The 24,643-nt window shown below is 63.3% G+C and carries 18 protein-coding genes; 8 read left to right on the top strand and 10 right to left on the bottom strand.

All coding sequences use genetic code 11. From position 1 onward, the window contains the following. Nucleotides 1-279: 279 nt before the first annotated feature. Nucleotides 280-1,752, top strand: coding sequence for an amino acid permease (locus CLU90_RS16840; RefSeq protein ID WP_034745575.1), 1,473 nt, complete (start codon nucleotides 280-282; stop codon nucleotides 1,750-1,752). Between the two features lie 67 nt (nucleotides 1,753-1,819). After that, a complete protein-coding gene (locus CLU90_RS16835) occupies nucleotides 1,820-3,769 on the top strand; it encodes a S9 family peptidase (RefSeq protein WP_232731236.1) in 1,950 nt (649 codons plus the stop codon). A gap of 5 nt (nucleotides 3,770-3,774) precedes the next feature. On the opposite strand, the gene CLU90_RS16830 is transcribed toward CLU90_RS16835, so the two are convergent. The 3 genes from CLU90_RS16830 to CLU90_RS16820 form a co-directional block, all read right to left on the bottom strand. After that, on the bottom strand, nucleotides 3,775-5,727 hold the full coding sequence (locus CLU90_RS16830; RefSeq protein WP_100428460.1) for an acid phosphatase: 1,953 nt from the start codon (nucleotides 5,725-5,727) through the stop codon (nucleotides 3,775-3,777). 95 nt (nucleotides 5,728-5,822) lie between these two features. Continuing rightward, complete coding sequence (locus tag CLU90_RS16825) at nucleotides 5,823-7,973, bottom strand: FUSC family protein (protein WP_100428459.1); 2,151 nt, start codon at nucleotides 7,971-7,973, stop codon at nucleotides 5,823-5,825. Nucleotides 7,974-8,063: 90 nt separating this feature from the next. After that, on the bottom strand, nucleotides 8,064-9,752 hold the full coding sequence (locus CLU90_RS16820) for a M14 family zinc carboxypeptidase (RefSeq protein WP_100428458.1): 1,689 nt from the start codon (nucleotides 9,750-9,752) through the stop codon (nucleotides 8,064-8,066). A 150-nt stretch (nucleotides 9,753-9,902) separates the two neighbouring features. Here CLU90_RS16820 and CLU90_RS16815 point away from each other — a divergent pair, with 150 nt between their 5' ends. Beyond that, on the top strand, nucleotides 9,903-10,484 hold the full coding sequence (locus CLU90_RS16815; RefSeq protein ID WP_100428457.1) for a hypothetical protein: 582 nt from the start codon (nucleotides 9,903-9,905) through the stop codon (nucleotides 10,482-10,484). Between the two features lie 68 nt (nucleotides 10,485-10,552). Here CLU90_RS16815 and CLU90_RS16810 read toward each other — a convergent pair whose 3' ends face one another. The 7 genes from CLU90_RS16810 to purB form a co-directional block, all read right to left on the bottom strand. Then, nucleotides 10,553-12,706 (bottom strand): S46 family peptidase, encoded by a 2,154-nt coding sequence (locus CLU90_RS16810; protein WP_092712040.1) that lies wholly within the window; start codon nucleotides 12,704-12,706, stop codon nucleotides 10,553-10,555. A 102-nt stretch (nucleotides 12,707-12,808) separates the two neighbouring features. Further along, nucleotides 12,809-12,934 carry a hypothetical protein gene (locus CLU90_RS30125; protein ID WP_269800029.1) on the bottom strand — a complete coding sequence of 42 codons (126 nt, stop codon included), beginning with the start codon at nucleotides 12,932-12,934 and terminating at the stop codon, nucleotides 12,809-12,811. Between the two features lie 79 nt (nucleotides 12,935-13,013). Continuing rightward, nucleotides 13,014-13,283, bottom strand: a complete 270-nt coding sequence (locus tag CLU90_RS16805) for a GlsB/YeaQ/YmgE family stress response membrane protein (RefSeq protein WP_034778894.1) — start codon at nucleotides 13,281-13,283, stop codon at nucleotides 13,014-13,016. Between the two features lie 166 nt (nucleotides 13,284-13,449). Continuing rightward, nucleotides 13,450-14,025 carry a YceI family protein gene (locus CLU90_RS16800; protein WP_100428456.1) on the bottom strand — a complete coding sequence of 192 codons (576 nt, stop codon included), beginning with the start codon at nucleotides 14,023-14,025 and terminating at the stop codon, nucleotides 13,450-13,452. 138 nt (nucleotides 14,026-14,163) lie between these two features. Then, nucleotides 14,164-14,718, bottom strand: coding sequence for a YceI family protein (locus CLU90_RS16795; protein WP_100428455.1), 555 nt, complete (start codon nucleotides 14,716-14,718; stop codon nucleotides 14,164-14,166). Between the two features lie 46 nt (nucleotides 14,719-14,764). Further along, the gene (locus CLU90_RS16790) at nucleotides 14,765-15,289 is read right to left on the bottom strand and encodes a cytochrome b (RefSeq protein WP_092712036.1); all 525 of its coding nucleotides are present in this window, start codon (nucleotides 15,287-15,289) and stop codon (nucleotides 14,765-14,767) included. A gap of 185 nt (nucleotides 15,290-15,474) precedes the next feature. After that, the gene (gene purB, locus CLU90_RS16785; protein ID WP_100428454.1) at nucleotides 15,475-16,854 is read right to left on the bottom strand and encodes an adenylosuccinate lyase; all 1,380 of its coding nucleotides are present in this window, start codon (nucleotides 16,852-16,854) and stop codon (nucleotides 15,475-15,477) included. A 276-nt stretch (nucleotides 16,855-17,130) separates the two neighbouring features. Between purB and CLU90_RS16780 the strand changes: the two genes are divergently transcribed. The 5 genes from CLU90_RS16780 to CLU90_RS16760 all read left to right on the top strand — a co-directional run bounded on the left by CLU90_RS16780 (nucleotide 17,131) and on the right by CLU90_RS16760 (nucleotide 24,589). Then, nucleotides 17,131-17,745, top strand: a complete 615-nt coding sequence (locus CLU90_RS16780; RefSeq protein ID WP_092712031.1) for a glutathione S-transferase N-terminal domain-containing protein — start codon at nucleotides 17,131-17,133, stop codon at nucleotides 17,743-17,745. A gap of 7 nt (nucleotides 17,746-17,752) precedes the next feature. Then, on the top strand, nucleotides 17,753-18,781 hold the full coding sequence (locus CLU90_RS16775) for a LacI family DNA-binding transcriptional regulator (RefSeq protein WP_232731235.1): 1,029 nt from the start codon (nucleotides 17,753-17,755) through the stop codon (nucleotides 18,779-18,781). A 310-nt stretch (nucleotides 18,782-19,091) separates the two neighbouring features. Next, entirely contained in the window at nucleotides 19,092-21,386 is a 2,295-nt protein-coding gene (locus tag CLU90_RS16770; protein WP_100428453.1) for a TonB-dependent receptor, read from the top strand. Nucleotides 21,387-21,401: 15 nt separating this feature from the next. Beyond that, nucleotides 21,402-23,264, top strand: coding sequence for an alpha-amylase family glycosyl hydrolase (locus CLU90_RS16765; RefSeq protein WP_232731234.1), 1,863 nt, complete (start codon nucleotides 21,402-21,404; stop codon nucleotides 23,262-23,264). Next, nucleotides 23,261-24,589, top strand: coding sequence for an MFS transporter (locus CLU90_RS16760; RefSeq protein WP_100428452.1), 1,329 nt, complete (start codon nucleotides 23,261-23,263; stop codon nucleotides 24,587-24,589). Before CLU90_RS16765 ends, CLU90_RS16760 begins: the two co-directional genes overlap by 4 nt. Nucleotides 24,590-24,643: the final 54 nt, after the last annotated feature.

The following is a 24,643-nucleotide window of genomic DNA, read 5'->3' as shown; positions in this document are numbered from 1 at the left end:
AACTGAGCTGAACCAGAAGCGCGTCGCTGCCCCTGCAGCGGCGCGCTTTTTATTTCATATCGGCAATCTTGCACTCGGCTAGCGCCTATGCGCGTTTGGCGGCGCACGCCTGGCGTTGTTTCCATGCATCAAAGTTCTGTTTAGCTGAGCCGGTGAAAGCCCTATAATCGCTTAGTTTTGAAAATGGACGCGATCTTTCCGGTTTTTTACCAGGTAGGGCCGGAGCGCTATTTGTTTTTACCCGTCATACGAATATGTGTGCCTCATAAAGGAATATTAGTGAGCCAAACCCTGGTCCAGAAAATTTGCCGCACCAAGCCGATCGATACCACGGTCGAATATGGTGAAGGCCTCAGCAGCAGCGGCTTGAGCCGGTCCATCGGCCTGTTTTCCCTCACCATGATCGGCGTCGGCGCCACCATCGGCACGGGCATTTTCTTTACCATGGTCGAAGCCGTGCCCAAGGCGGGCCCATCGGTCGTCCTGTCCTTCCTGATCGCCGCCATCACGGCCGGCCTGACGGCCTTGTGCTATGCGGAGCTGTCGTTCCGCATCCCCGCCTCCGGCTCCTCGTATTCGTTTGCCTACGCCACCGTGGGCGAGTTTCTTGCCTTCATCATGGCCGCCTGCTTGCTGCTCGAATACGGCTTGGCGGGCAGTGCCGTGGCCATCGGCTGGTCGTCCTACCTGAACAATTTCCTGGAAAATGCGTTTGGCTGGCATATTCCCGAGATGCTGCGCACGCCGATGATCGTTTCCGGCCCGCATGGCATGGAGTTTCACGCCGGCCACATCAACCTGCCGCCGATCTTTTTGATCTGCATGTGCGGTTTCCTGCTGCTGCGCGGCGCCAAGGAATCGGCCCTGATGAATGCCATCATGGTCATCATCAAGCTGTCCATCCTCGTATTCTTCATTGCCATCGCCTTCTCCGGTTTTAACGCCGACAACTTCGTGCCCTTCTTCAATACCGACAATAGCAAGGGCTTTGCCGGCATGACGGGCGTGACGGCCGCGGCCGGCACCGTCTTCTTCTCCTTCATCGGCCTCGATACGGTGGCCACGGCGGGCGACGAAGTGAAAGACCCGAAGCGCAATGTGCCGCGCGGCATCCTGTATGGCTTGCTGATCGTCACCGTGTTTTATCTGCTGGTGGCCGTGGCCGCCCTCGGCGCGCAACAGGCGAAACTGTTCGAAGGCCAGGAAGCGGGCCTGGCGGTGATCCTGCAAAACGTGACGGGCAAGACCTGGCCCGCGCTGGTGCTGTCGGCCGGCGCCGTCATTTCCGTCTTCAGCGTGACCCTCGTGACGATCTATGGCCAGACGCGCATCCTGTTTGCCGTCAGCCGCGACGGCCTGATCCCGAAATCGTTCCAGAAGATCCACCCGCGCACCCTGGTGCCGGTCAGCAATACCATCATCGTCTGCCTCGTGGTGGCCGTGGTGGCCGGTTCCATCGATGCGACTTACCTGTGGGACATGGTCAGCATCGGCACCCTGACGGCCTTCATGGTGGTGTCGATCGCCGTGCCCGTGCTGCGCCACAAACAGGGCGCGAACCGCATCGAAGGCTTCAGCGTGCCGTTCGGCCCGTACGTGATTCCCGGCCTGAGCGTACTCGCTTGCCTGTACATCATGCGCGATTTGCCGCATACGACGTTTGTCGTGTTTAGTATCTGGATGACGGTGACGGTGGCCATTTACTTCCTGTACAGCATGCGGCATTCGCACCTGGGCAAGAAGGCCCGCTGATGCAGTCTGTTCCATCCAAAACCGCCGCGCTTGCCGGCGGTTTTTTTTATTTCTAACCGGAATTTACATGATGAAAATAACTGATCTGGCCGCCTGCGGCGTGCTGGCAAGCAGCCTTCTGGGCACCACGGCATACGCCGCAGCTGCAACCGGGCCGGCATTGCGCGATTACCGCGCCGTGGCCCTGTCGGCCGATGGCCGGCGCATCGCCGCCATCGAGTCGAGCAAGGCGGGCGAGCAAGCGCAGCGCCCGCATGCGGCCATCGTCGTGCGCGACGCCGCCAACGGCGTCATCGTGCAGCAATTCGATCCATGTGCCGTGTGTTCCTACGACAAGCCCAGCTGGTCGCCCGATGGCCGGCAACTGGCCTTTGTCGGCTACGACGCGAAGGCGGGCACGGCGCAGCTGTACCTGGCCACCCTGGCGCAGGCCCAAGCGCGGATGTTGACCAGCATCAAGGGCGTGGCCAGCACGGCGCGCTGGTCGCCGGATGGCAAGCAGGTCGCCATGCTCGCGACGGTCGGCGCGCGCAAGCTGGCCGGCGCCGTCGAGGCGGGCGCGCGCCAGGTGGGTGAAGTGGGCAACGAAGACGATGCCCAGCGCATCGGCGTCGTGCCGGCCAGCGGCGGCGAGCTGCGCTTGCTGTCGCCCGCCGACACCTATGTGTATGAACACAACTGGACGCCCGATGGCCGCGGCTTCGTTGCCACCAGCGCGCAGGGCAATGGCGACAGCAACTGGTGGGTCGCCAAGCTCAGCCATATCGATGCGGCCACGGGTGCCCTGCGCGTGATCGCGTCACCGGCCATGCAGCTGAACCTGCCTTCGGTCTCGCCCGATGGCAAGACGGTGGCCTTCATTGGCGGGCTGATGAGCGATTTCGGCTCCATCGGCGGCGACCTCTACACGGTGCCCCTGGCCGGCGGCACGCCGCGCAATGTGACGCCTGATTATTGCGGCACCTTCAATGGCGTCGTCTGGCGTGGCGCCCGCTTGCTGGCGACGGCCCTGATCGACTCGCAGCTGGCGCTGGTGCCCGTCGACGCGCAGACCGGCCCCAGCCAACCTGTGCTGCTCGGTGAGCTCAGCAGCAGCGGCAGCGATGGCCGCTTGTCGTTCAGCGCCGATGGCTCGCATGCGGCGGCCGCACAGGAAGACTTTACGCACGCCAGTTACCTGGTGGCGGGACCGGTGGCCCAGCTGAAAAAGATTACGCACGACAATGACGGCTTCGCGCCGCAGTTGGCGGTGCGGAACGTGGGCTGGAACAACGAGCAATACAAGGTGCAGGGCTGGCTGCTGGGGCCGCTGAAGACGGACGCCGGCAAGCGCTATCCGATGGTCGTCAACGTGCATGGCGGGCCCGGCGCGGCCGCCTCGCCCCGTTACGTGGGCGCGGGCACCCTGATCCACGAATTGACGCAAAAAGGCTATTTCGTCTTCCTGCCCAATCCGCGCGGCAGCTTTGGCCAGGGCCAGGCTTTTACGCGCGCCAACATGGCGGACTTTGGCGGCGGCGACTGGCGCGACATTCTCGCCGGCATCGACGCCGTGCAAACAGTGGCGCCCGTCGACGGCGAACGCCTGGGCCTGATCGGCCATTCGTATGGCGGCTTCATGACCATGTGGGGCGTCACCCACAGCGACCGTTTCAAGGCGGCCGTGGCAGGGGCGGGCGTGTCGAACTGGATCAGCTATTACGGCCAGAACGGCATCAACCAGTGGATGATCCCGTTTTTCGGCGCCTCCGCGTATGACGACCCGGCCGTCTACCGCAAGGCGTCGCCCATCGAATCGATCAAGGCGGCCAAGACGCCGACCCTGATCTACGTGGGCGAGCGCGACGTGGAAACGCCGGCCGCCCAGTCGCTGGAATTCTGGCACGGCTTGCGCGCCATGGGCGTGCCGTCCAGCCTGTTCATCTACGACGGCGAAGGCCATTCCTTCCGCAAGCCCGAGCACCAGCGCGACTTGCAGAAGCGCACCATCGGCTGGTTCGAGCGTTACCTCAAGTAGGTCGCTTATACATCCAGGCGCAGCTGCAAGCCCGTTGCCGTGTACGTCGGCGTCACCTTGAAACCATCGACGGTGATGCTGTCGAACTTGCCTTTCAGGCTGGCGGCCTGCAGCACGTTCAGCGTGTCGCCGGCGGCCGGCTTGTAGCCGTTCTGGAACGTCACTTTCAGGCTGCCGCCCGCCACCGTCATCTGGCCCGCCACGCTCAGGCGGCCTTGCTGCCCGCCGCCCAGCTTCAATTCCAGATTGCCGGTGGTCAGCTGCGTGTACTTGCCGGCCAGCGCCAGGCCGGACTGGGCATTGCTGACCAGGGTGCCGCCGCTGACATACACGTCGCCCTTGCCGAAGGCCGTGGCCGACAAGCCTTCCAGGCGTCCCCCTTCCAGCTGCGTGCCGCCGCTCCAGCTATTGTTGCCGCCCAGCTTCAGGGTGCCCGTGCCTTGCTTGTTCAGCTTGCCCGTGCCGCCGATGTCGTTGCGCCAGCGGTCGACGGCGTAGAAGCCGCCCTTGGCCGCATCCATGCTGACGACGACATTGCCCGTGAAGACGGCATAGCCATCGGCGGCGGCAAACAGGTTCAAGCGGCCCCAGCCTTCAGCATCGTCCATCACCGGGTAGCCCGACGGCAAGGCCGTTGTTTTCAGCACCACGCGGCGCTGCGCGTCGGACAGATACGGCAAACGCGTTTCCAGCAGCACTTCCGCGCCTTTCGGCACGATGGCCGGCGCATTGGCGGCGCCCGTCTGCGCGAAACCGAAGGTCAAACGGCGGATGTAGGCGGCCTTGGTGCTGGCGTAGTCCGAAAAGCGGTCGTTGGCGCTGCTGCCCGAATGGGCGTAGTCGTAGAAGTTGTCGGCCGTGGTGCCGGTTTTCGCCATCAGGGTCGTGTGCGCCTGCGTCACGGCGGCGGCCTTGGTGGCGGCCGTGGCCGGGTCGAGCAGGTTGGCGGCGACGATGGCTTGCGCCTGCATGCGGCCGCTGATCACGTCGAGCGGCGAATGCATGCCGGCGATGATGCGGTTTTCACCGAGCTCGAGGCCCCGCGCCACCATTTCCTGGTAGCGCTCGGGCAAGGCATACGCCATGCCCAGCGCGCCGCGCACGGCTTCGGCCGAGTGGCCGCTGGTAAAGCCGCCATCGGTGGCGGGCGTGGCGCTTCGGGCCGGCATCAGGGCCGGGATCACGGCCACGTTGCTGCTCCAGCGGAACGGCCGCGCATATTTGTAGAAGCGCTTGGCCGGTTCCGTCGAGCCATTGTTGCCCATGGCGTTGACGAGGCCCACGACGTTGCCGAACTCGGCGTTGGCGCTGCCCGCCACGCCCGTGTTGCTGCCGCTGTCGTTGTAGAGCTTGCTTGTCGCATCCGGCGCGATGTCGGTGATGCTGGTGGTCTGGCGTGCCGCGCTGCGCCAGGCGTCCGTCAGCGGACCCATGCCGTCGGTGATGCTGTAGCCCTTGCCGCGGCGGTCGTCCAGGTAGGCGGCCAGTTCCTGCGCCGGGGTACGGCTGGTCGTGGCCTTGACGACGAAATCGATGTTCGCATTGTGCACGCTGGCATTGACGATGGTGCCGCCCGGCGTGCCATCGTTGGGCACGCCCGTCCAGGCGGAAGGCACGACGGCGGGGAAGCCGTCCACGGCCGGCGCCGAGACGCCGGCATCGACGATTTCCGTCAACGGTTTCCAGATGTCGAGCATGCCGATCAGCACGCGCACGCCCGCATTCGTGGCGGCCGTGGCATAGCGCGCATCGCCGCGCTGGTTGCTGGCGATATTGTCGACAAAGGGAATGGCCGTGGCCGATGGCGGCGCCGTGTCGGGCGCGCCCTGGTCGGCGGGCGCGGCGGGAACGACGAGCGCCGTGTCCTGGTGATCGGAACCGCCGCAGGCGGCAAGGGCGAGGGCGGCGCTGATGGCCAGCGCCAGCGGCAGGCGCCGGCTCAGGGGAAATGCGTGCATGGATGACCTTGGCTGGAAGTGGAAAAACCATGGCAGCATAGAGAGGCCAGATGACCTCCTGATGACACCACTTGCGCCAGGGCGTCCCCAAAAAATTATCTGGGGGCCACGATATGCACGATCGCCGCGCTATGCACCACGATCTTGTCGGCATCGGCCTGCAACAGGCGAATGCGTCTTTTGACCAGCGGCCAGCCCGACCAGTCCACTTCGCTCACGGGCGGGGCGGCAGGAGCCGTCAGCGGGGCGCTGATGGCGGCCTTGTTGTCGAGCTGGTCCAGCGCGCGCGACAGGGTCAGACACACTTGCGTATGGCTATGGCCAAGCAGGGCGTTGACGGGCGTGACGGGCAACTGGCTCGCGTGGCGCCCCAGGATGGAGCGCAGCGCCGCCACGTGGGCCACCAGCAAGTAATTTTGCACGATGAACAGGTTGATGTCTTCCACTGCCCGCTGCTTGCTGGCCGGTTCATCGAGCATGCGCACGAGTGCCGAGCTGAGCGCGGCCAGGCTGTCCATCAATCGCTTGCGCTCGATACGGTAGGCGAAATCATCGAAACATTTTCCCTGCAGCAGCGCGAAGCTGGCCTGCATGTATGACAGGTTCACATTCAGCACCTGGCGCACGAGGCGCGGCAGGCTCTGGTATTCCCAGTTGGCCAGCACGAAGCTGAATACGGTGGCCACCGCCGCGCCGATCAGGGTATCGATCAGGCGTTCGCTGACGAGGTTCGGGTTGCTGGGCGCCACCAGGTGCATTTGCAGCAAGATCATCAGGCTCACGGCAATGGCCGTGTAGCGGTAGCGCAAATAGATGAAGGTGGGCGTGGCCACGATGGAGAGGAATAAAATGGCCATCAGCACGATATTGCTGTGCACGAAGCGGATGACGATGGCCGTGATCACGCAGCCGATGATGGTGCCGATGATGCGGTCGGCGCGGCGCTGGCGCGTCATGCTGAAGGTAGGGCGCAGGATGATGACGATGGTGAGCACGATCCAGTAGCTGTGCGCCGCATACGGTAGCCAGTGGCCGATCAGCAATCCGACGGAAATGGCCATCGACACGCGCAGGGCGAAGCGGAACACGGGCGAATCCAGGCGCAGGTTGGCCAGCAGGGTCTTCAGTTCATATTTCTGCTGCGACAGGAATGGCGCCATGTCCGCGCCGCTCCAGAACGGGACGTTGTCATACACTTTCTGGCTGGCCAGATGCAGCTCCGCGATCATTTTCAGAATGGCGCGTATCTTGTTGCGTTGCGCGCGCAGGGTCGCCAGCGCTTCTTGCGCGCTGTCGCCCTTGGCTTGCAGACGGACGATCTCCGCCTCGATGTCGGCCCATTCCTTGTCGTAGCTGATCTGCGCATACGAGGCGCGCTTGCGCGTGACGGCGTAGGCGACGGATTCGATGTCGCGCGCCGCCTTGTAGGCCAGGTCGTGCAGGGATTTCAAGACGTCGGAGTCGGCCAGGTGCTGGCGCAGCAGCGCGTAATCCGTGTGCGTGGAAAGGATCAGTTCATACAGATCGAGCATGCACACGTGCACTTGCACGACGATGGCGTCCTTGCTGTTCTTGTGGCTGCGCAAAATCAAATCGCGCGACGCCTGCTGGCGGTCGGCCAGGATGCTTTGATGGCGCACCAGCTTGTTGAACTGTTCCGTCAGATTGAAGCGCGTGTCGTAGAAATCGGCCTTGATGTCGATGTAGGCGGCCAGTTCGAACAGGGCTTCGGCCAGCACTTGCTGCTTGATGCGGTGGCGCAAGACCCAGGCGATGGCCATGGCGTAGGCCAGATAGATCAGGCCGCCCAGCATGAACAGGCCCGCGTGGTGGAATGATTGTTGCCACGTCATCTGATGCTCCATCGACATGGTCATGATGAACAGGGCGGCCAGTTGCAAGGGCATGGATTTCTTGCCGTACACCACCATCATGCTGGCGAGAAAACTGACGAGCACGAGCACCGTCATCAACAGCCACTGCACGGGGCCGCATAGGCTGATCAATAAGGTCACGGCGCTGCACAGCAGCACGGAAGCGAGCATTTCGTTGAACTTGTGGCGCAGCGGGCTGGGCATGTCCATCAGGGTCGTGCACAGGGCGCCGATGCACACCGTCATGGCGGTGGTGCTGTCGCTGATTTCCAGGGTCAGCAAGGTCAGGCCGACCAGGCCGATGGCCACGCGCAAGCCCAGGTAAAAATAATGGCTGTAAATAAAGGTGCGCAGGTTCAGTGCGTAGTGCATGGGATTACCTTGTGGGCAGGGCACAGAAAGAGGCGCCGCACCGGGGTCTCCGATGCGGCGCCAGGATGTTGCATTCGCTACAGCCCCGAGTTACATCAGGGCGATCACAGGGTAACGCCGCCATTCCGGCTCGGCAAAGCGCTGGCAGTGCGCAAAAATGAAATCGAGCACGGCTTCCTGATTGCTCAGCAAGGCCGGGTTGGCCGCTTTCCATTCGGCAAACTTGGCCGCCAGCGCCGGCTCGTCGCGCAGCAATTCGGACGCCATGTCTTCGAACACGTAATCGGAAAACGCTTCTTTCTTTTCCAGCACGCTGTTGAAGAAGCCCCAGCGGAAAAAGCTGTCGTGCGCTTCGGGTTCCAGGGTTTCCACGGCATAGCGCGCGTTGTCCTGCTCCAGGGACACGACGTAATCGCCCGCCTGCACGGTGAACTGGCCCGTGCGCGCTTCCAGTTCCACCGTGTCGTGGAACATGTGGCCTTCGTAGGCCGTGGCGCGCGTGCCGACGTTGGTGATGTGGTAGTAGCGCGCCGTTACCGTCTGTTCGGCGGTGATGCGGCTCATTTCGACGCCATTCCAGCGCAGGCGCTCGATGACTTCGCGCCACGCTTGGGGCACGACATAGGCTTTCGGCGCGGCCACGGTGACGTCCGCATCGAAGCGGTTGTAGTAGGCGATATCGCGTTCCCATGGCTGCGAGCGGTCATACGACAGGCGCTGGTAGTCGCCCAGGAGACTCGGCGTGTATGTTGCCGCATAGCCCTTGAAGGGAAAGGTCGACGGCTGCTCTTCGTTCATGGCCCAGTGGATGGGCCACTGGGCTTGCGTGCGGCCCGCCGCCTTGGCTTGCGCGCGCAGTTGCTTGATCTGTTCGCCGTGTTGCACCGTGAAGGCCATGGTGATGTCGAGCAGGGCGCGCATGGAAGCGTAGCGGTCGGCAAACGGTTTCAGCATGTGCGTTTCCGGCATGAAACCGATGACGTGGTGCAAGGCCGCAAAACCGGTCGAGAAACGCGGTACTTCGAGGAACTCGGCGATGCCGTGGTCGGGGCTGTCCTTGACGGGATTGACGTACGGGCAGGTGGGCCAGCCGGCGCTTTCCATCTGCGCAAAGATGTGCGGCAGCATGGTGTCTTGCAGGAAGGGACCGAGGCCATTGCCCAGCTTGTCCGTCTGCGTGTGGATCAGGGTCATCGTGTACGGGTAGTCGGCGCCGTTCGACGTGTGCGTGTCGACCATCACGTCCGGGTCCCAGCTGGCCAGCAGGCGGTTGAACACTTGCGCGTTGAGGCTGTCGCACTTGATGAAGTCGCGGTTCAAGTCCAGGTGGCGGCTATTGCCGCGGAAGCCGAATTGCTCCGGGCCATCCTGGTTCACGCGCGACGTGTTGGCGCGGTTCAGGCTGCCATCGACGTTGTAGATCGGAATGAACAGCAGCACGGTGCTGCCCAGCGCCGCCAGGCGTTCCGGCTGCGTGCAGAGGTCGCGCACGATGGCCATGCAGGCGTCGATGCCTTCCGGTTCGCCCGGATGGATGCCGTTGTTGTTGAAGAAGACGGTGCGGCCTTCACGCTTGATCTGTTCGCGGTCGAACACGCCGTCCGCGCTGACGACGCCAGCGTGGATGGGCACGCCCGAGTCGGACAGGCCGATCTGTTCGAAATGCAGCACGTGCGGGTAGCGTGCGGCGAGATCTTGATAGAAGGTGATGCATTCCAGCCAGGTCGTGGTCTGGTTGTGGTTACCGAGTTCGTAGGTCGTGCGCAAGTCTGGTGGCATAGCGGTCTGAGTCTGGGAGGGGGAAGGCGCGCTGGGTAAGTACGCCCGCTAGGCGCCAATTGTAGCACCGGCGTTGGCGCCTTGAGGCGCGGCAGAGGAGCCGGGGCGAACTTGTGTTATGAATACGTTTCACGCGCGAGGGGAGGCGGCATGGCGAAGACGGTGACTGCGACGGCGATGGCGGTGCTGCTGTGGTGGGCTTGCCTGGCGGCACAGGCGGCGCCATTGCGTTTGCCCGCAGGAAAGGAGCCTGTGGCGCCGGGCGGGTCCGTCACAGCCGCTGCACAGGGGGCGCTGATACGCTACCGGGGCTGGCTGCTGGCCGTCGATGGGGCCGTATCGGCGGAGCGGCCCGACGTCGTGCTGGCGTCGGCGCAGGCGGGCCAGGCGTGGCGGCTGCAGACCGGGGCCGCGCAGCGTCCCTTGCCCTTGTGGTCGGCCTTCGAACTCGTCAAGGGTAGCGCGCGCCTGCGCATCACGGCGCTGCCGGGGCCCGATGAGCGGCCCGCGTTGCTGCTCGATTTTGGCGATGGCGACTACCGCATCGTGATCCCCGCCGCCCCCATCGCGCGGCAAGCGTATCCGCTGCTGGCGCAGCGCTTTCCCGGCGCGGACCTGGCCTTGCTGCTGCAGGAGGGCCGGCGGGTCATGCTGCCGCTGGGAAGTGGCAGGGTGCAAGTGTTTGGCGAGGAGCAAGCCGTGCCCTACCGCTTCACCAAAGTAAAACGCTAGGCGAAAAAAAGCCACTCCCGCAGGAGTGGCTCAGGCTAAAGCGCCCGTTGCCGGGTTATTGCTTCTTGTTATTCAGCGCCCATTTCTTTCAGCAGGTTGTCTGCGTGGTCGACGTGTTTCATGTTCCACAGCATGTAGCGCAGGTCGACCTGGATCGAACGGGTATTGGCCTTGTTGTAGTCCCAATCGGAAATGATCGAATCCAGGGTGCCGTCGAATGCCAGGCCGATGAATTCGCCTTTCGAGTTCAGGGCAGCCGAACCGGAGTTGCCGCCCGTGATGTCCAGGGTCGCCAGGTAGTCGACCGGTACGGTTTTCAGCTTCGGATCGACGAATTTACCGAAGTCCTTGGCTTTGATCGCGGCCAGTTGATTTGCCGGTGCATTGAATTCGCCCTGGCCCGTGGCTTTGGCAACGACGCCATTGACGGTGGTGAAGGCGGTCCAGGTGGTGCCGTCGGCGCCATGGTCGCGGCCGGCCACTTTGCCGAACGTGACGCGCAGGGTGCTGTTGGCGTCAGGATAGACGGCTTGGCCCTTGCTCTTCATGAAGGCGATTTTGGCTTTCATGTAGTTGGCGTAGGCTTGCTGGATCTTGCCGGCCAGTTCTTCGTCTTCCGCTTCGTTTTTCAGCGAATCCGGGTACATGGCGACGGCTGCCTGGATGAAGCTGTCCTTGCTGGCCTGGAATTCGGCTGGCGTGCGTTTCAGCCATGCCGCGCGCTCGGCCTTGTCGGCCAGCTTGCTGCCTGCATACAGTTTGTCCAGGGCGGCGGACAGGTCGGCTGGCGACATGCCGTCCTTGATGCCGATGGCGGCGTCGAAGCTGGCGCGGCGCTGTGCTGCCGGTTGCGCGGCGTACTTGGTCAGGCTGTTCAGTACCAGCGCCTTGTCGACTTTTTCATCGTAGGTGCGTTCGACCGAAGTGATGCCCGCTTCCAGGCGCGGCAAGTCGCGCGACTGGTAGCCGGACTTGCGTTCCGTGTCGGCCTTGGTGCCTTCGTTGGCCAGGCGGTACAGGCTGCGTGCCGTATTGAGCAGGCGTGGCTGTGCGTAGCTGAGGAAGAAATCGCGCTTGGTGTCGGCATCGCGCTCGGCGATCAGCTTTTCCACTTGCTCGATGTCGCCGGCAAATTCCGCCTTGCGGGCAGGATTGGCGTTGACCCAGGTTTTCAGCGCTTCGTGTTCCGCCGTCTTGCGCGCCAGGAAGTCGCTGCCCGCGTACGAGTCCAGCATGCCTTGGCGGTTCTTGTAGTAATTGTTCACGCCGGCAACTTGACCTGCGTATTTCAGGGCAACATCCTTGTTGTCCTTGGTTTCGCGCGCGATGATGGCCAGGGTTTCGCCCGACGCTTTCACGAAGGCCGGGTAGTTCCAGTCAAACGTGAACGCCACTTCCGATGGCAGGCGGTGACGGTTGGTGCGGCCAGGGTAGCCCAGCGCCATGACGAAATCGCCTTCCTTCAAGCCATCCTTGGCCAGTTTCAGCACGTGTTTTGGCTGGTATGGCACGTTGTCCTTGCTGAAGTCGGCAGCTTTGCCGTCTTTGCTGACGTAGGCGCGGTAGAAACCGTAGTCGCCCGTGTGGCGTGGCCACATCCAGTTGTCGGTGTCGCCGCCGAATTTGCCCACGCCCGCTGGAGGCGCGTGGACCAGGCGCACGTCGCGGATTTCCAGCTGCTTGATCAGGTAGAACTCCAGGCCGCCGTAGTAGCTCGACACGGTGCAACGGAAACCGGCTTCTTTCTCGCATTCGGCGACCAGTTTTTTCTGGTTTTTCTCGATCGCGTCGATGCGTGCCTTGCCTTGCAGCTTGGCCACGTCGGCGGTGATGATCTTGTCGCTGACGTTGGTCACGGCCGAGGTGACGAAGATGCGGCTGCCTGGGGCGGCCGGCAATTCTTCAGCGAAGGTCTTGGCCAGGAAACCGTTGGCCAGCAAATCGCGCTCCTTGGTCGAGTTGACCGCCACGCTGTTGTAGACGCAATGGTGGTTGGTGGCAACCAGGCCTTGCGGCGAGACGAACGAGGCCGAGCAGCCGCCCAGGCTGACGATGGCGCCCATCGGGAATTCGGTCAGTTTGGTCAGGGTGGTCGGGTCCAGTTTCAGGCCGGCCGCTTTCAGTTCCTTGGCTACTTGTGGCAGCTGTTGGGGCATCCACATGCCTTCGTCGGCGTGTGCGAAATTGCTCAGGATGGCGAGCGCGATGAGAGATTTTTTCATTCGAGTTCTGTTCTTTTACATTGTAGGGAAGTCGGAATCAGCGGAGTACCCGCTGATTTGTGCAGCGGGCGACATAGAGTATCCGTATCGAACTCGCACTAGTCAATCACATTTTCCGGGTGGCATGTCCGCATGTGCTTGCTTGAATGGCATGATTTTTGATGATGTCGGGGCGGGAATGGCCTGCCAGAGCGCATTTTTCCGTGCGGCGGCTGTGGTATTGTCCATACAATTATCCTGGCAGCAATGAAAAATGGCCGGGCGCTTGCGCGGCCCGGCCACTTGCCGAGTGCTGCTGTTTGTCTGCTCAGCGTATTTTGCCGCGGCGCAAAAGATTCACGATGCCCAGCAGGATGACGGCGCCCAGGAACGAGACCAGCAGCGAAGCCAGGCTGAAATTGTCGCTGTTGATGGTGCCCGTGCCGAACAGGGGCGCCAGCAGCCAGCCACCCAGGAAGGCGCCGACGATGCCGACGACGATATTGAGGAAGATGCCCTGTTGTGCATTCGTTTTCATGACCATGCTGGCCAGCCAGCCGATGACGCCGCCAATAACGATCCAGATAATGAAATTCATGTAATCCTCCGCGCGATGGATAAGTGGTTGAGCCATGTCAGAACAACATCATGCCAATGGATAGTGATGCCGCACGATAGAAAAGTCCAGCGGATTCGCATGGCGCATGCAAAAGCCCGCCTGGCTGCGGGCAGCGAGGCGGGCTTGTCGCGCGGCAAGGCCGTGTTTAGTCGGCCTTGATCGCTTCCACCTGGATGGCCAGCTTGACTTCCGGCGAGAACGCCGGCATGCCGTAGTTCAGGCCAAAGTCGCTGCGCTTGAATTCGGCCGTGGCGTCGGCGCCGCACACTTCACGCTTGTAGCGCGGGTGCATGATGCACTTGAACTTGCTCACGTTCAGCTTGACGGGCTTGGTCACGCCCAGCAGGGTCAGTTCGCCATCGACTTCCACCAGCTGCTCGCCGTTGAACTTGAGCGACGTGCTCTTGTAGGTGATGGCCGGGAATTTCTCGACATTGAACATGTCCGCTTTTTTCGCGTGCGTGTTCATGGCGTCCAGGCCGAAGTCGATCGAATCGGCATCGATGACCAGGTCCAGGCTGCCCGTCCTGGCGGCGCGGTCCAGGGTGACCGTCCCCTTGGTCTTGTTGAACTTGCCGCGCCACACCGACATGCCCATGTGATCGGCTTCAAAGCTGGGGAAGGTGTGCGTCGGGTCGAGGTTGTAGGTGTCGGTGGCGGCCATGGCCGAACCCGCGCCGGCGGCTGCCAGCACGGCGATCATCAAGTGCGAAAATTTCATGCAGATCCTATAGTTGAACAGGTTTTGGGGTTGTTTTTGGTAACGCCTGAAAAACGTTCAGGGCAAGGCGCCTTGCCGAAGGCAGTGCGAATGTACGACGAGGCAAGAGCAACGCGGCCATGGACGTTTTCTCAGGTGTTATTGAGCGGCAACGTGGAATTTGATGGTGACCTCATCCGCGACCATGCTCGTGTCTTTCCACTCGCCTTCGCCGATGTTGTAGGTCAGGCGCTTGATCGGCAGGGCGCCGTCGAACGCGTATTTGCCGCCGTCGGCTCTGACCGCCAGGGGGAAGGTCACGTCGGTGGTCTTGCCTTTGATGCTCAGCTTGCCCGTCACCGTCAGCTTGCCCGCGCCGGCGGCCTTGATGCTGCTCGAGACAAAGGTGGCTTTCGGGAACTGGGCCGAGTTGAACCATTCTTTCTTGGCCACTTCCTTGTTGTACTCGGGGTCGCCGATATCGATGCTGGCCGTTTCGATTTCCACCGACGCCTTCGAGGCGTCCGGCGTGGCCGGGTTGTAATCGATGGCGATATTGAATTTCTTGAATTTCGCTTCCACCGGCACGTTCATTTGCTTGAACACGGCCGACACGCTGGTCTTGGCGGGATCGACTTTCAGCAGGGTGGCGGCGGTGGCGGCCACGGACAGGCCCAGCAGGGAAGCGAGGACGATGCGTTGGGTGGTTTTCATCTTGTTTTTTTCCTGTAGTTTTTCAGTGAGCAAGGGGAAGTCGGTGTTACGGCAACATGCGCTTGAGGACGCCGTCACGGTCGATGAACTGGTGCTTCAGCGCGGCCAGCACATGGGCGGCCACGGCGGCGGCCATCGTCATGTTCAGAACATAATGAATTTCTTTTAAAAGCGGCTTAAGTTCCGGGTTCGGCGCCATGATGACGGGCAGCTGGAACAGGCCAAGATAGACCACGGGCACGCCGGCGGCCAGCGTGTACAGGTAGCCGGAAACGGGCACGGCGAAGATCAGGATGTACAGCAGCACGTGCATGGCGTCGGCCGCCTTCTTTTGCCAGGCAACCATGCTGGCCGGGTGCGGCGGCGGCACGTTGGCCTTGCGCCACAGCAGGCGGATGGCGGCGATGGCCAGCACGGTCACGCCCAGCCATTTATGCCAGGAGAAATATTTGAGTTTGGTGGGCGTCAGGCCGGGAATGTCCGTCATGACCAGGCCCATGACGAAGGCGCTGATGATCAACAGGGCGGTCAGCCAGTGCAGGATGATGGCGGTGGTGGTGTAGCGTTGCATCGATGGCTTTCTTGAAAGTAGTACGTGTTAGGACTAATTAATCCTAATATACCAAAGAAAAGCAAATTGCGCTGCGTGCTGGAGATTCTACAAGAAAGATTGCCGGAAAAACCGCGGGGCGGCCAGCATTTGTATGCTGGCCGCCCCGCGGGAGTGGGATAGCAGGATCCCCATGTGGAAACTGCTTAGACGGCTTTGGCCAATTGTGCAGCGATACCGATGTAGTTGCCCGGCGTCATGGTCAGCAGCACGTCCTTGGCATCTTGCGGGATGGCCAGGCCGTTGACGAAGGTTTGCAGTGCTTCTTTCGAGATGCCCTTGCCGCGCGTCAGCTCTTTCAGTTGCTCGTACGGGTTTTCGATGCCATAGCGGCGCATCACGGTTTGCACGGGCTCGGCCAGCACTTCCCACGTTGCGTCCAAGTCTTGCGCCAGGCGCGCGTGGTTCACTTCCAGCTTGTTCAGGCCGCGCAGGCAGCTGTCATACGCCAGCAGGGTGTAGCCCAGGCCCACGCCGATATTGCGCAGCACGGTCGAGTCGGTCAGGTCGCGCTGCATGCGCGAGACGGGCAGTTTTTCCGACAGGTGTTTCAGCACGGCGTTGGCCAGGCCCAGGTTGCCTTCCGAGTTTTCGAAGTCGATCGGGTTGACCTTGTGCGGCATGGTCGACGAACCGATTTCGCCCGCTTTCAGCTTCTGCTTGAAGTAGCCCAGCGAGACGTACGTCCAGATGTCGCGGTTCAGGTCCAGCAGGATCGTGTTGGCGCGCGCGAAGGCGTCGAACAGTTCGGCCATGTAGTCGTGCGGTTCGATCTGGATGGTGTACGGGTTGAAGACCAGGCCCAGGCGCTGTTCGATGACGGCCTGCGAGAATGCCGGCCAGTCGAAGCCCGGGTAGGCCGACAGGTGGGCATTGTAGTTGCCGACGGCGCCATTCATCTTGCCGAGGATTTCCACTTGCTCGATGCGTTTCACGGCGCGCTGCAAGCGGGCCACGACGTTGGCGAATTCCTTGCCCAGGGTGGTCGGGCTGGCCGTCTGGCCGTGCGTGCGCGACAGCATCGGCACGTCGGCATTGTCGTGCGCGATCTGCGTCAGCTTGGCCACCAGGCCGTTCAATGCGGGCAGCATCACGCCATCGCGCGCGGCTTTGAGCATCATGCCGTGCGAGGTGTTGTTGATGTCTTCCGAGGTGCAGGCGAAATGGATGAATTCCGACGCCGCCACCAGTTCCGGCACGTCCGCCACTTGTTCCTTCAGCCAGTACTCGACAGCCTTGACGTCGTGGTTGGTGACCGCTTCGATGGCCTTGATGCGGGCCGCGTCGGCTTCCGAGAAATCGGCTGCCATCTTGTCGAGCAGGGCATTCGCTTGCGCCGAGAATGGCTTGATTTCAGCGAAACCGGCTTGCGACAGCGCTTGCAGCCAGGAGATTTCCACTTTCACGCGGTGGTGCATGAAACCGGCTTCGGACAGGATCGGGCGCAGCAGATCGGTCTTGCTGGCGTAGCGGCCATCGAGCGGAGACAGGGCCGACAGCGTGGAATACGGAGTAGTAGAAGTCATGAGAGCGGACGCAAGTTAAAGAAACGGTTGGCGTGTGGCGCGCGGGGAAGGGTAGGAATTGCGATACAGCAACACTGACGGCGCCACAGTAAAGGGCGATTTTACCACCGCTGGCCGCTGGCCAGCCGTCCGTCGGCTGTGGATGGCGCTCATTTTGGCCGAATCCGGCCCCGATGCGGCATGCCTGCCACACCCTGGGGCGCGCCGGGCGCGTGCTGCCAAACACCGCTGCCGCCGATGCTATACTGCCTGCTGCTCCCTTACCTTAAAGTACCTATGAAACTGATCGGTTCCCTCGCCAGCCCGTATGTCCGCAAAGCCCGTATCGTGCTGGCGGAAAAAAAGCTCGACTATGTCTTCGAGCTGGAAAACGTGTGGGTGCCGGAAACCCGCATCGCCCAGGCCAACCCGCTGGGCAAGGTGCCTTGCCTGGTGATGGAAGATGGCAGCACGCTGATCGATTCGAAAGTCATCGTCGAATACCTCGACACGCTCACGCCCGTCTGCAAACTGCTGCCGGCCGGCGGCAACGGCCGCGAGCGGGCCGATATCAAGAACTGGGAAGCGCTGGCCGACGGCATCCTCGACGCGGGCGTGCTGGTACGCCTGGAGCGCACGCAGCGCCCGCCCGAGCAGCAAAGCGCCGCCTGGATCGCGCGCCAGCTGGATAAAGTCACGCTGGGCCTGGCGGCTTTGGCATCGCGCCTGGGCGAGAGCGCGTATTGCGCCGGCAAGAACTACTCCTTGGCCGACGTGGCCGTGGGCTGCACCCTGGGCTGGCTCAGCTTCCGCTTCCCGGAAATCGACTGGCGCGCGGATCACCCGGCGCTGGCGCGCCTGTTCGACAAACTGTCCGAGCGGCAGTCGTTCAAGGACACCGTGCCGCAGTGAGCGCACGATGACCGGCAACGATTCGAAGGCGCAGCAGCGCTTGCAGATGGCCGATATCGCGCGCCTGGCCGGCGTGTCCACGTCCACCGTGTCGCGCGCGCTGAGCGGCAGTTCGCTGGTCAATGAAGAGACGCGCGAGCGCGTCATCGCGCTGGCCCGTTCGCTCAAGTATTCCATCAATATCGGCGCGCAAAACCTGCGCCTGAAGCAGAACCGCACGGTCGGCGTGGTGGTGCCGTACGACGCGGCCACGCGCCAGCACCTGTCCGACCCTTTTTTCCTCAGCATGCTGGGCAGCCTGGCCGATGCGCTGACGGAGCAGGGCTTCGACATGCTCATTTCGCGCGTGGATGCCGAAACGCTCGATGCGGCCGCCCAGTCCTTCGACAGCGGCCGCGTGATCGGCATCATCCTGATCGGCCAGTGGCGCCACCATGAACAATTGAACCAGCTGGCCGCGCGCCAGGTACCCATCGTCGTGTGGGGCGCGCAATTGCCGCAGCAGCTGTATTGCACCGTCGGCGGCGATAACGTCGCCGGCGGCAGGCTGGCCACGGAGCACCTGCTGGCGGCGGGGCGCCGGCGCATCGCCTTCTTTGGCGATACGCGGCTGCCCGAAGTGGCGCAGCGCCACGAGGGCTATGCACAGGCGCTGGCCGCGCAGGGACTGGCGCCCGATCCGCAACTGTACGTGGCCGGCTCCTTCCTGCCGCAGGGCGGCGCGACGGACGTGCAGGAACTGCTGGATCGCCAGCTGCCGTTCGACGCCATCTTTGCCTGCAGCGACTTGCTGGCCATGAGCGCCATCAGCGCCTTGCGCGCGCGCAGCGTGGCCGTGCCGGAGCAGGTGGCCGTCGTCGGCTACGACGATATCGAACTGGCCGCGTATTTCCACCCGCCGCTGACCACCGTGCGCCAGCCGATCCGCGCCGCCGGGCGCGCGCTGGTGGCCTCGCTGCTGGCGCTGGTCGATGGCGCGTCCGCGCCATCGCGGCAATTGCCAACCGAGCTGATCGTGCGCGCCTCTAGCCGCTAAGCCGTGTTTGCAAGGCTATGCAACCGATTGCAATAATTTCAAATTAACCGCCTTATTTTCATGCTGCACAGCAGCATGAAAAACCCTGCGCTCGCGTAAAACATCGCATTTTTTCCTCTGCGACGCCCGAAAAATTCCCTTAAAAACAACATAATTTTTATGTTGCAGTGCTCGATTGCAATCGATTGCAATAAATTCTTATTCGTTCAATAATGGCGTACCGGCTCAGCCAGCGCGCCACGGCATGCGGCGGCCAGTACTCATAACAAGGCGATACCTCGATGTATCGGCATACAACACTGGAGACAAGATGAAGACACGTACTGCTCAACGCGGCTGCATGGCTGCCGCCGTCGCCCTGGCCATGCTGCAACTGGGCGCCGCCCACGCGCAATCGGCAAGCGACACCGCCAGCGCCGCCCCCGCCGATGGCCTGAATCTGGAACGCATCGTGGTCACGGGCACCGCCGGCGGCACGTCCAAAATGAAATCGAGCAATTCCGTCAGCAGCATGGAACTCGACACCATCCTGCACAACGCACCGACCAGCGCCGCCGAAGTCCTGCGCTCGGTACCGGGCTTGCGGGCCGAATCCTCGGGCGGCGAAGGCAATGCCAACATCACCGTGCGCGGCCTGCCCATTTCCGCCGGCGGCGCGCGCTATGTGCAGATCCAGGAAGACGGCTTGCCCGTGCTGCAGTTCGGCGACTTCAACTTCACCACGCCCGACAGCTTCGTCAAGATCGATTCCACGCTCGACCACCTGGAAGTGGTGCGCGGCGGTGCGGCCTCCACCCTGGCCACCAACTCGCCGGGCGGCATCATCAATTTCATCAGCAAGAATGGCCAGGAGAAGGGCGGCAGCGTGGCCATCAGCCGTGGCCTGGGCTACGACCAGACGAGGGTCGATTTCGATTATGGCGCGCCAATTTCCGAACGCACGCGCTTCTTCATCGGCGGCTCCTGGCGCACCGGCGAAGGCATACGCCACAGTGGCGTGAACAGCGAAAAGGGTGGCCAGCTGCGCGGCAATGTCACGCATGAATTCGACAGCGGCTTCGTGCGCCTGTCGTTCAAGCACCTCGACGACCAGTCGCCCACGGCCTTGCCCGTGCCGGTCAGCGTGCGCAATGGCCGCATCGGGGAAATCGCCGGCATCGACCCGCGCAAGGCCAGTTTCTATTCGCCGTACTGGGTGCCCGACATGGTGCTGAACAAGGATAACCAGCGCGTGGCCACCCGCGTCAACGACGGCTTGCACGTGAAAAGCGATACCGTGGGGCTGGAAGCATCGTTCAAGCTGGGGCAGGGCTGGAGCGTGAGCGAAAACTTCCGCTACGCCGACAACTCGGGCCGCTTCATCGGTGTCTTCCCCTCGAATAACGGCAGCGACGGCAGCCATGTGTTTGCCAGTGGCCCGAACCAGGGCAAGCCCTATATCGGCCGCGCGTTTTCCGCCGTGGTGTTCAATACCTCGATCGACGACGCCAGCAATACCCTGAGCGACACCAAGCTGGCCAAGACGTTTACTCTCGACAGCGGCAAGCTGACCACCACGGCCGGCCTGTATTTGTCGCAGCAAAAGCTGGGCCTGACCTGGAACTTCAATGAATACCTGATGCAGGCCACGGGCGACCAGCCGGCGCTGCTGCAGACGGCCAGCGGCACGCCAGGCTACATCGGCCCGGCCTTCGGTGCCTGCTGCTCGCGCGCCGTCGACATGGAATACCGCACGACGTCGCCGTACCTGAACCTGGCCTGGGAAAGCGGCGCGCTGAATCTCGACGGCGGCTTGCGGCGCGACCGCCAGCATGCGAGCGGCACGGCCAACCAGGCCACCGGTGCGCAAACCTATCTGCCGTCGACGGTGCAGCAGGTCGACTACACCCTGGGCCACACTTCGTACTCGCTGGGCGCGAACTACAAGCTGCAAGCCAATCTGGCCGTGTTTGCCCGCGTCAGCGAAGGCGTGGCCTTCAATGCCGACCGCATCCTGTTCGGCACGCCCCTCGATGGCAGCGTGCCCGTGGCGATCAACACCGTGCGCCAGATCGAAGGCGGCGTGAAATGGCGGCGCGGTCCCCTGAGCACCTTCGTCACCTTGTTCCAGGCCAAGACCAAGGAAAGCAATTACGAAGCGACCACCCAGCTGCGCACGGCCAACAGCTATGAAGCGAAGGGCGTGGAACTGGAAGCGGCCTACAGCGCCGGCGACTTCCGCATCAATGGCGGCCTGACGTTCACGGATGCCGAAATCACGGGCACGGCGGCGGCCGACGTGGCGCTGATCGGCAATACGCCGCGGCGCCAGGCGCGGGTCGTCTACCAGATCGCCCCCACCTATGAATGGGGACCGGCCACCCTGGGCGCCAGCCTGGTCGGCACGGGCAAGTCCTGGGGCGACGATGCGCACACGATCACCTTGCCCGCCTACCAGGTGCTCAACGCCTTCGTCAATTACCAGCTCACGCCGCAAGTGCAGGTGGCGCTGACGGCGAACAATTTGCTCGACAAGATCGGCTACACGGAAGTCGAGGGCGATGGCCATGCGGCCCGCTCGATCACGGGGCGCGCCGTCAAGGTCAGCCTGAAATACGCATTCTAAGCAAGGATAGGATTCATGATGTCGATACGCAGCCCCCTGGCGCGCCTGCTCGCGCCGCTCCCCACGCACTTGCGCGACGATGCGGCGCGCCGCTATGCGCACCAGGAGGCGGTCTTGCTTGACCGCCTGGGCAGCCTGTATGGCCAGCGGCCGGACTTCCTGCCCTGGCTGGGCGACCTGATGGAAAGCGTGGGCCGGCTGTACGCGGCGCGCGCCCCCGAGCTGCTGCGGCAGGATGCGCAGCGCGAAGCGCAGCCGGACTGGTTTGCCAGCCAGTCCATGCTCGGTTACAGCGCCTACGTGCAGCGCTTCGGCGGCAGCCTGCAGGGCGTGGCGGCGCGCATTGCCCACCTGCGCGAACTGGGCGTGACGTATCTGCACCTGCTGCCGTTCCTGCGCCCGCGCGCCGGTGAAAGCGATGGCGGCTTTGCCGTCGCCAGCTTCGAGGAAGTCGATCCCGCGCTGGGCAGCAATGCCGACTTGCTGGCACTGACGGCGCAGTTGCGCACGGCCGGCATCAGCCTGTGCTCGGACCTGATCCTCAACCACGTGGCCGACGACCATGCGTGGGCGCTGGGTGCCAAGGCGGGCGATCCGCTGCTGCGCGATTTTTTCCATACCTATCCCGACCGCGCGCAGCCGGACCGCTACGAGCGCACCCTGGGCCAGGTCTTCCCGCAGGCGGCGCCCGGCAATTTCACGTTCGTGCCGGAGCTCGGGCGCTGGGTCTGGACGACGTTCTATCCGTATCAATGGGATTTGAATTACGCCAATCCGGCCGTCTTCGCGGCCATGGCCGGCGCCATGCTGGGCCTGGCGAACAAGGGCATCGAGGTGTTCCGTCTCGATTCGACGGCCTTCCTGTGGAAGCGCGAAGGCAGCGATTGCATGAACCAGCCCGAAGCCCACAGCCTGCTGCAAGCCTTGCGGGCGATTGCCGCCATCGTCGCGCCGGGCGTGCTGCTCAAGGCCGAAGCCATCGTGCCCACGCCCAAGCTGCCCGCCTATTTCGGCAGCGATAGCGCGCCCGAATGCCATATCGCCTATCACAGCAGCCTGATGGCCGCCGGCTGGGGCGCGCTGGCCGAGGAAAGCACGGACTTGCTGCAGCAGGTGATCGCCGCCACGCCACCGCTGCCGCCATCCGCCAGCTGGCTCAGTTACGTGCGCTGCCACGACGACATCGGCTGGAACGTGCTGCTCAACGAAGCGGGCGCGAACGGGCCGGCGCGCCTGGCGCGCATCGCGCGGTTCTTCGCCGGCGCCTCCGGCAGCTATGCGCGCGGCGCCGCCTTCCAGAGCAGCAGCGCCGACAAGGCGCATGGCAGCAACGGCATGGCCGCCTCGCTGGCCGGCCTGGAAAGCGCCGCCACGGTGCAGGAGCAGGAATACGCGTTGCGGCGCCTGCTGCTGCTGCATGGCCTGGCCTTGAGCTTTGGCGCCTTGCCCGTGCTGTACATGGGCGATGAACTGGGCATGACCAACGATTACAGCTACACGCAGCGCGCCGACCGGGCGATGGACAGCCGCTGGCTGCAGCGCCCCGCGTTCGACGACAGCCTGCTGGCCTGGCGCCACGACGGCGTGAGCGCCAGCGGCCGGCTGTATCCGGCGCTGCGCCAGCTGATCGACGTGCGCCGGCGCTTGCCGGCCCTGGCCGCCGCCGCGCCACGCAGCGTGCTGCCCGCCGACACGCCTGCCGTGCTGGCGCTGTCGCGCGGCGACGCGTTTCTCAGCTTGAGCAACTTCAGCGGTGCCAGCCAGCGTTTCACTTTACCGGCAGGCGAATGGCGCAACAGCCTCGATGGCAGCGTGCTGTCCGGCGCGGTGGGCTTGCAGCCCTGGCATATGCTGTGGCTGGAAAGGGAACAATCATGAGCGACGCCGGCGCGCACCGTCCGCATCTGTCGTTCTGGCAGATCGTCAACATGAATGTCGGCTTTTTCGGCATCCAGTTCAGCTTTGGGCTGCAGCAAAGCAGCATGAGCCCCATCTACAAATACCTGGGCGCCGACGAGGCGAGCCTGCCCTACCTGTGGCTGGCCGGTCCCATGACGGGACTGCTCGTGCAGCCCTTGATCGGCGCCATGAGCGACCGCACGGTGACGCGCTGGGGCCGCCGCACGCCATACTTCCTGATCGGCGCCATCCTGTGCAGCCTGGGCCTGCTGGCCATGCCGTTCAGTCCCACACTGTGGATGGCGGCCAGCCTGCTGTGGATACTCGACGCGGCCAACAACGTGACGATGGAGCCGTACCGCGCCTTCGTCAGCGACAAGCTCGACAAGAAGCAGCATTCGCTGGGTTTTCTCACGCAAAGCGCGTTTACGGGACTGGGGCAGACGCTGGCCTACCTGACGCCGTCGCTGCTCGTCATGCTGGGCATGAACAAGGATGCCGTCAACGGCAGCCATATCCCGCACATCGTCATCGCCGCCTTCCTGATCGGCGCCGTGTTCTCGCTCGCCTCGGTGCTGTGGACCTTGAAGACGACGCCGGAAAATCCGCTCACGGCGGCCGAACTGGCGGCCATCCGCAGCCGTCCGCCGGGCTGGCGCCATACGCTGGCCGACATCGGCGCGGCCCTGCGCGACATGCCGCCGACGATGAAGCAGCTGGCCCTCGTCAACCTGTTCCAGTGGTACGCCATGTTCTGCTACTGGCAATACATCGCGCTGTCGCTGTCGGCCACCCTGTTTCACACGACGGACCCCGCGTCGCAAGGCTTTCGCGACGCGGGCCTGCTGAACGGGCAGGTGGGTGCCTTCTACAATTTCGTCGCCTTTGTCGCCGCCTTCGCGCTGGTGCCGTTCACGCGCCGCTTCGGTCCCAAGCGCATGCACAGCCTGTGCCTGTGCGCGGCCGGCGTGGGCATGCTGGGCATCCCGCTGATCCACAGCCCGGCGCTGCTGTTGCTGCCGATGCTGGGCGTGGGCCTGGCCTGGGCCAGCATCATGGGCAATCCCTACATCATGCTGGCCGGCTGCATTCCAGCCGAGCGCACGGGCGTCTACATGGGCATTTTTAACATGTTCATCGTCATTCCGATGATCATCCAGATCTTCACCTTGCCCCTGTATTACCGCAGCTGGCTGGGCGGCAATCCGGAGAACGTCATCCGCCTGGCCGGCGCCCTGTTGCTGTGCGCGGCGGTGGCGGTGCTGTTCGTCAAGCTGCGTCCGCCGCAGACCGGCAAGGCTTGACGGCAGGCGTAAAAAAACCGGCAAGCCTGCCGGTTTTTTGTTGGGTGCTGAAGA

Origin of the sequence: Janthinobacterium sp. 67 (genome assembly GCF_002797895.1) — a bacterium.
GTDB lineage: Bacteria > Pseudomonadota > Gammaproteobacteria > Burkholderiales > Burkholderiaceae_D > Janthinobacterium.
This window is presented reverse-complemented; position numbering and strand designations above follow the sequence as displayed.

Excerpts from the sequence above, each read along its gene's own strand:
- CLU90_RS16835 (WP_232731236.1), top strand. The coding sequence starts at position 1,820 with ATGATGAAAATAACTGATCTGGCCGCCTGCGGCGTGCTGGCAAGCAGC.
- CLU90_RS16830 (WP_100428460.1), bottom strand. The coding sequence starts at position 5,727 with ATGCACGCATTTCCCCTGAGCCGGCGCCTGCCGCTGGCGCTGGCCATC.
- CLU90_RS16825 (WP_100428459.1), bottom strand. The coding sequence starts at position 7,973 with ATGCACTACGCACTGAACCTGCGCACCTTTATTTACAGCCATTATTTT.
- CLU90_RS16820 (WP_100428458.1), bottom strand. The coding sequence starts at position 9,752 with ATGCCACCAGACTTGCGCACGACCTACGAACTCGGTAACCACAACCAG.
- CLU90_RS16815 (WP_100428457.1), top strand. The coding sequence starts at position 9,903 with ATGGCGAAGACGGTGACTGCGACGGCGATGGCGGTGCTGCTGTGGTGG.
- CLU90_RS16810 (WP_092712040.1), bottom strand. The coding sequence starts at position 12,706 with ATGAAAAAATCTCTCATCGCGCTCGCCATCCTGAGCAATTTCGCACAC.
- CLU90_RS30125 (WP_269800029.1), bottom strand. The coding sequence starts at position 12,934 with ATGGACAATACCACAGCCGCCGCACGGAAAAATGCGCTCTGGCAGGCC.
- CLU90_RS16805 (WP_034778894.1), bottom strand. The coding sequence starts at position 13,283 with ATGAATTTCATTATCTGGATCGTTATTGGCGGCGTCATCGGCTGGCTG.
- CLU90_RS16800 (WP_100428456.1), bottom strand. The coding sequence starts at position 14,025 with ATGAAATTTTCGCACTTGATGATCGCCGTGCTGGCAGCCGCCGGCGCG.
- CLU90_RS16795 (WP_100428455.1), bottom strand. The coding sequence starts at position 14,718 with ATGAAAACCACCCAACGCATCGTCCTCGCTTCCCTGCTGGGCCTGTCC.
- CLU90_RS16790 (WP_092712036.1), bottom strand. The coding sequence starts at position 15,289 with ATGCAACGCTACACCACCACCGCCATCATCCTGCACTGGCTGACCGCC.
- purB (WP_100428454.1), bottom strand. The coding sequence starts at position 16,854 with ATGACTTCTACTACTCCGTATTCCACGCTGTCGGCCCTGTCTCCGCTC.
- CLU90_RS16780 (WP_092712031.1), top strand. The coding sequence starts at position 17,131 with ATGAAACTGATCGGTTCCCTCGCCAGCCCGTATGTCCGCAAAGCCCGT.
- CLU90_RS16775 (WP_232731235.1), top strand. The coding sequence starts at position 17,753 with ATGACCGGCAACGATTCGAAGGCGCAGCAGCGCTTGCAGATGGCCGAT.
- CLU90_RS16770 (WP_100428453.1), top strand. The coding sequence starts at position 19,092 with ATGAAGACACGTACTGCTCAACGCGGCTGCATGGCTGCCGCCGTCGCC.
- CLU90_RS16765 (WP_232731234.1), top strand. The coding sequence starts at position 21,402 with ATGATGTCGATACGCAGCCCCCTGGCGCGCCTGCTCGCGCCGCTCCCC.
- CLU90_RS16760 (WP_100428452.1), top strand. The coding sequence starts at position 23,261 with ATGAGCGACGCCGGCGCGCACCGTCCGCATCTGTCGTTCTGGCAGATC.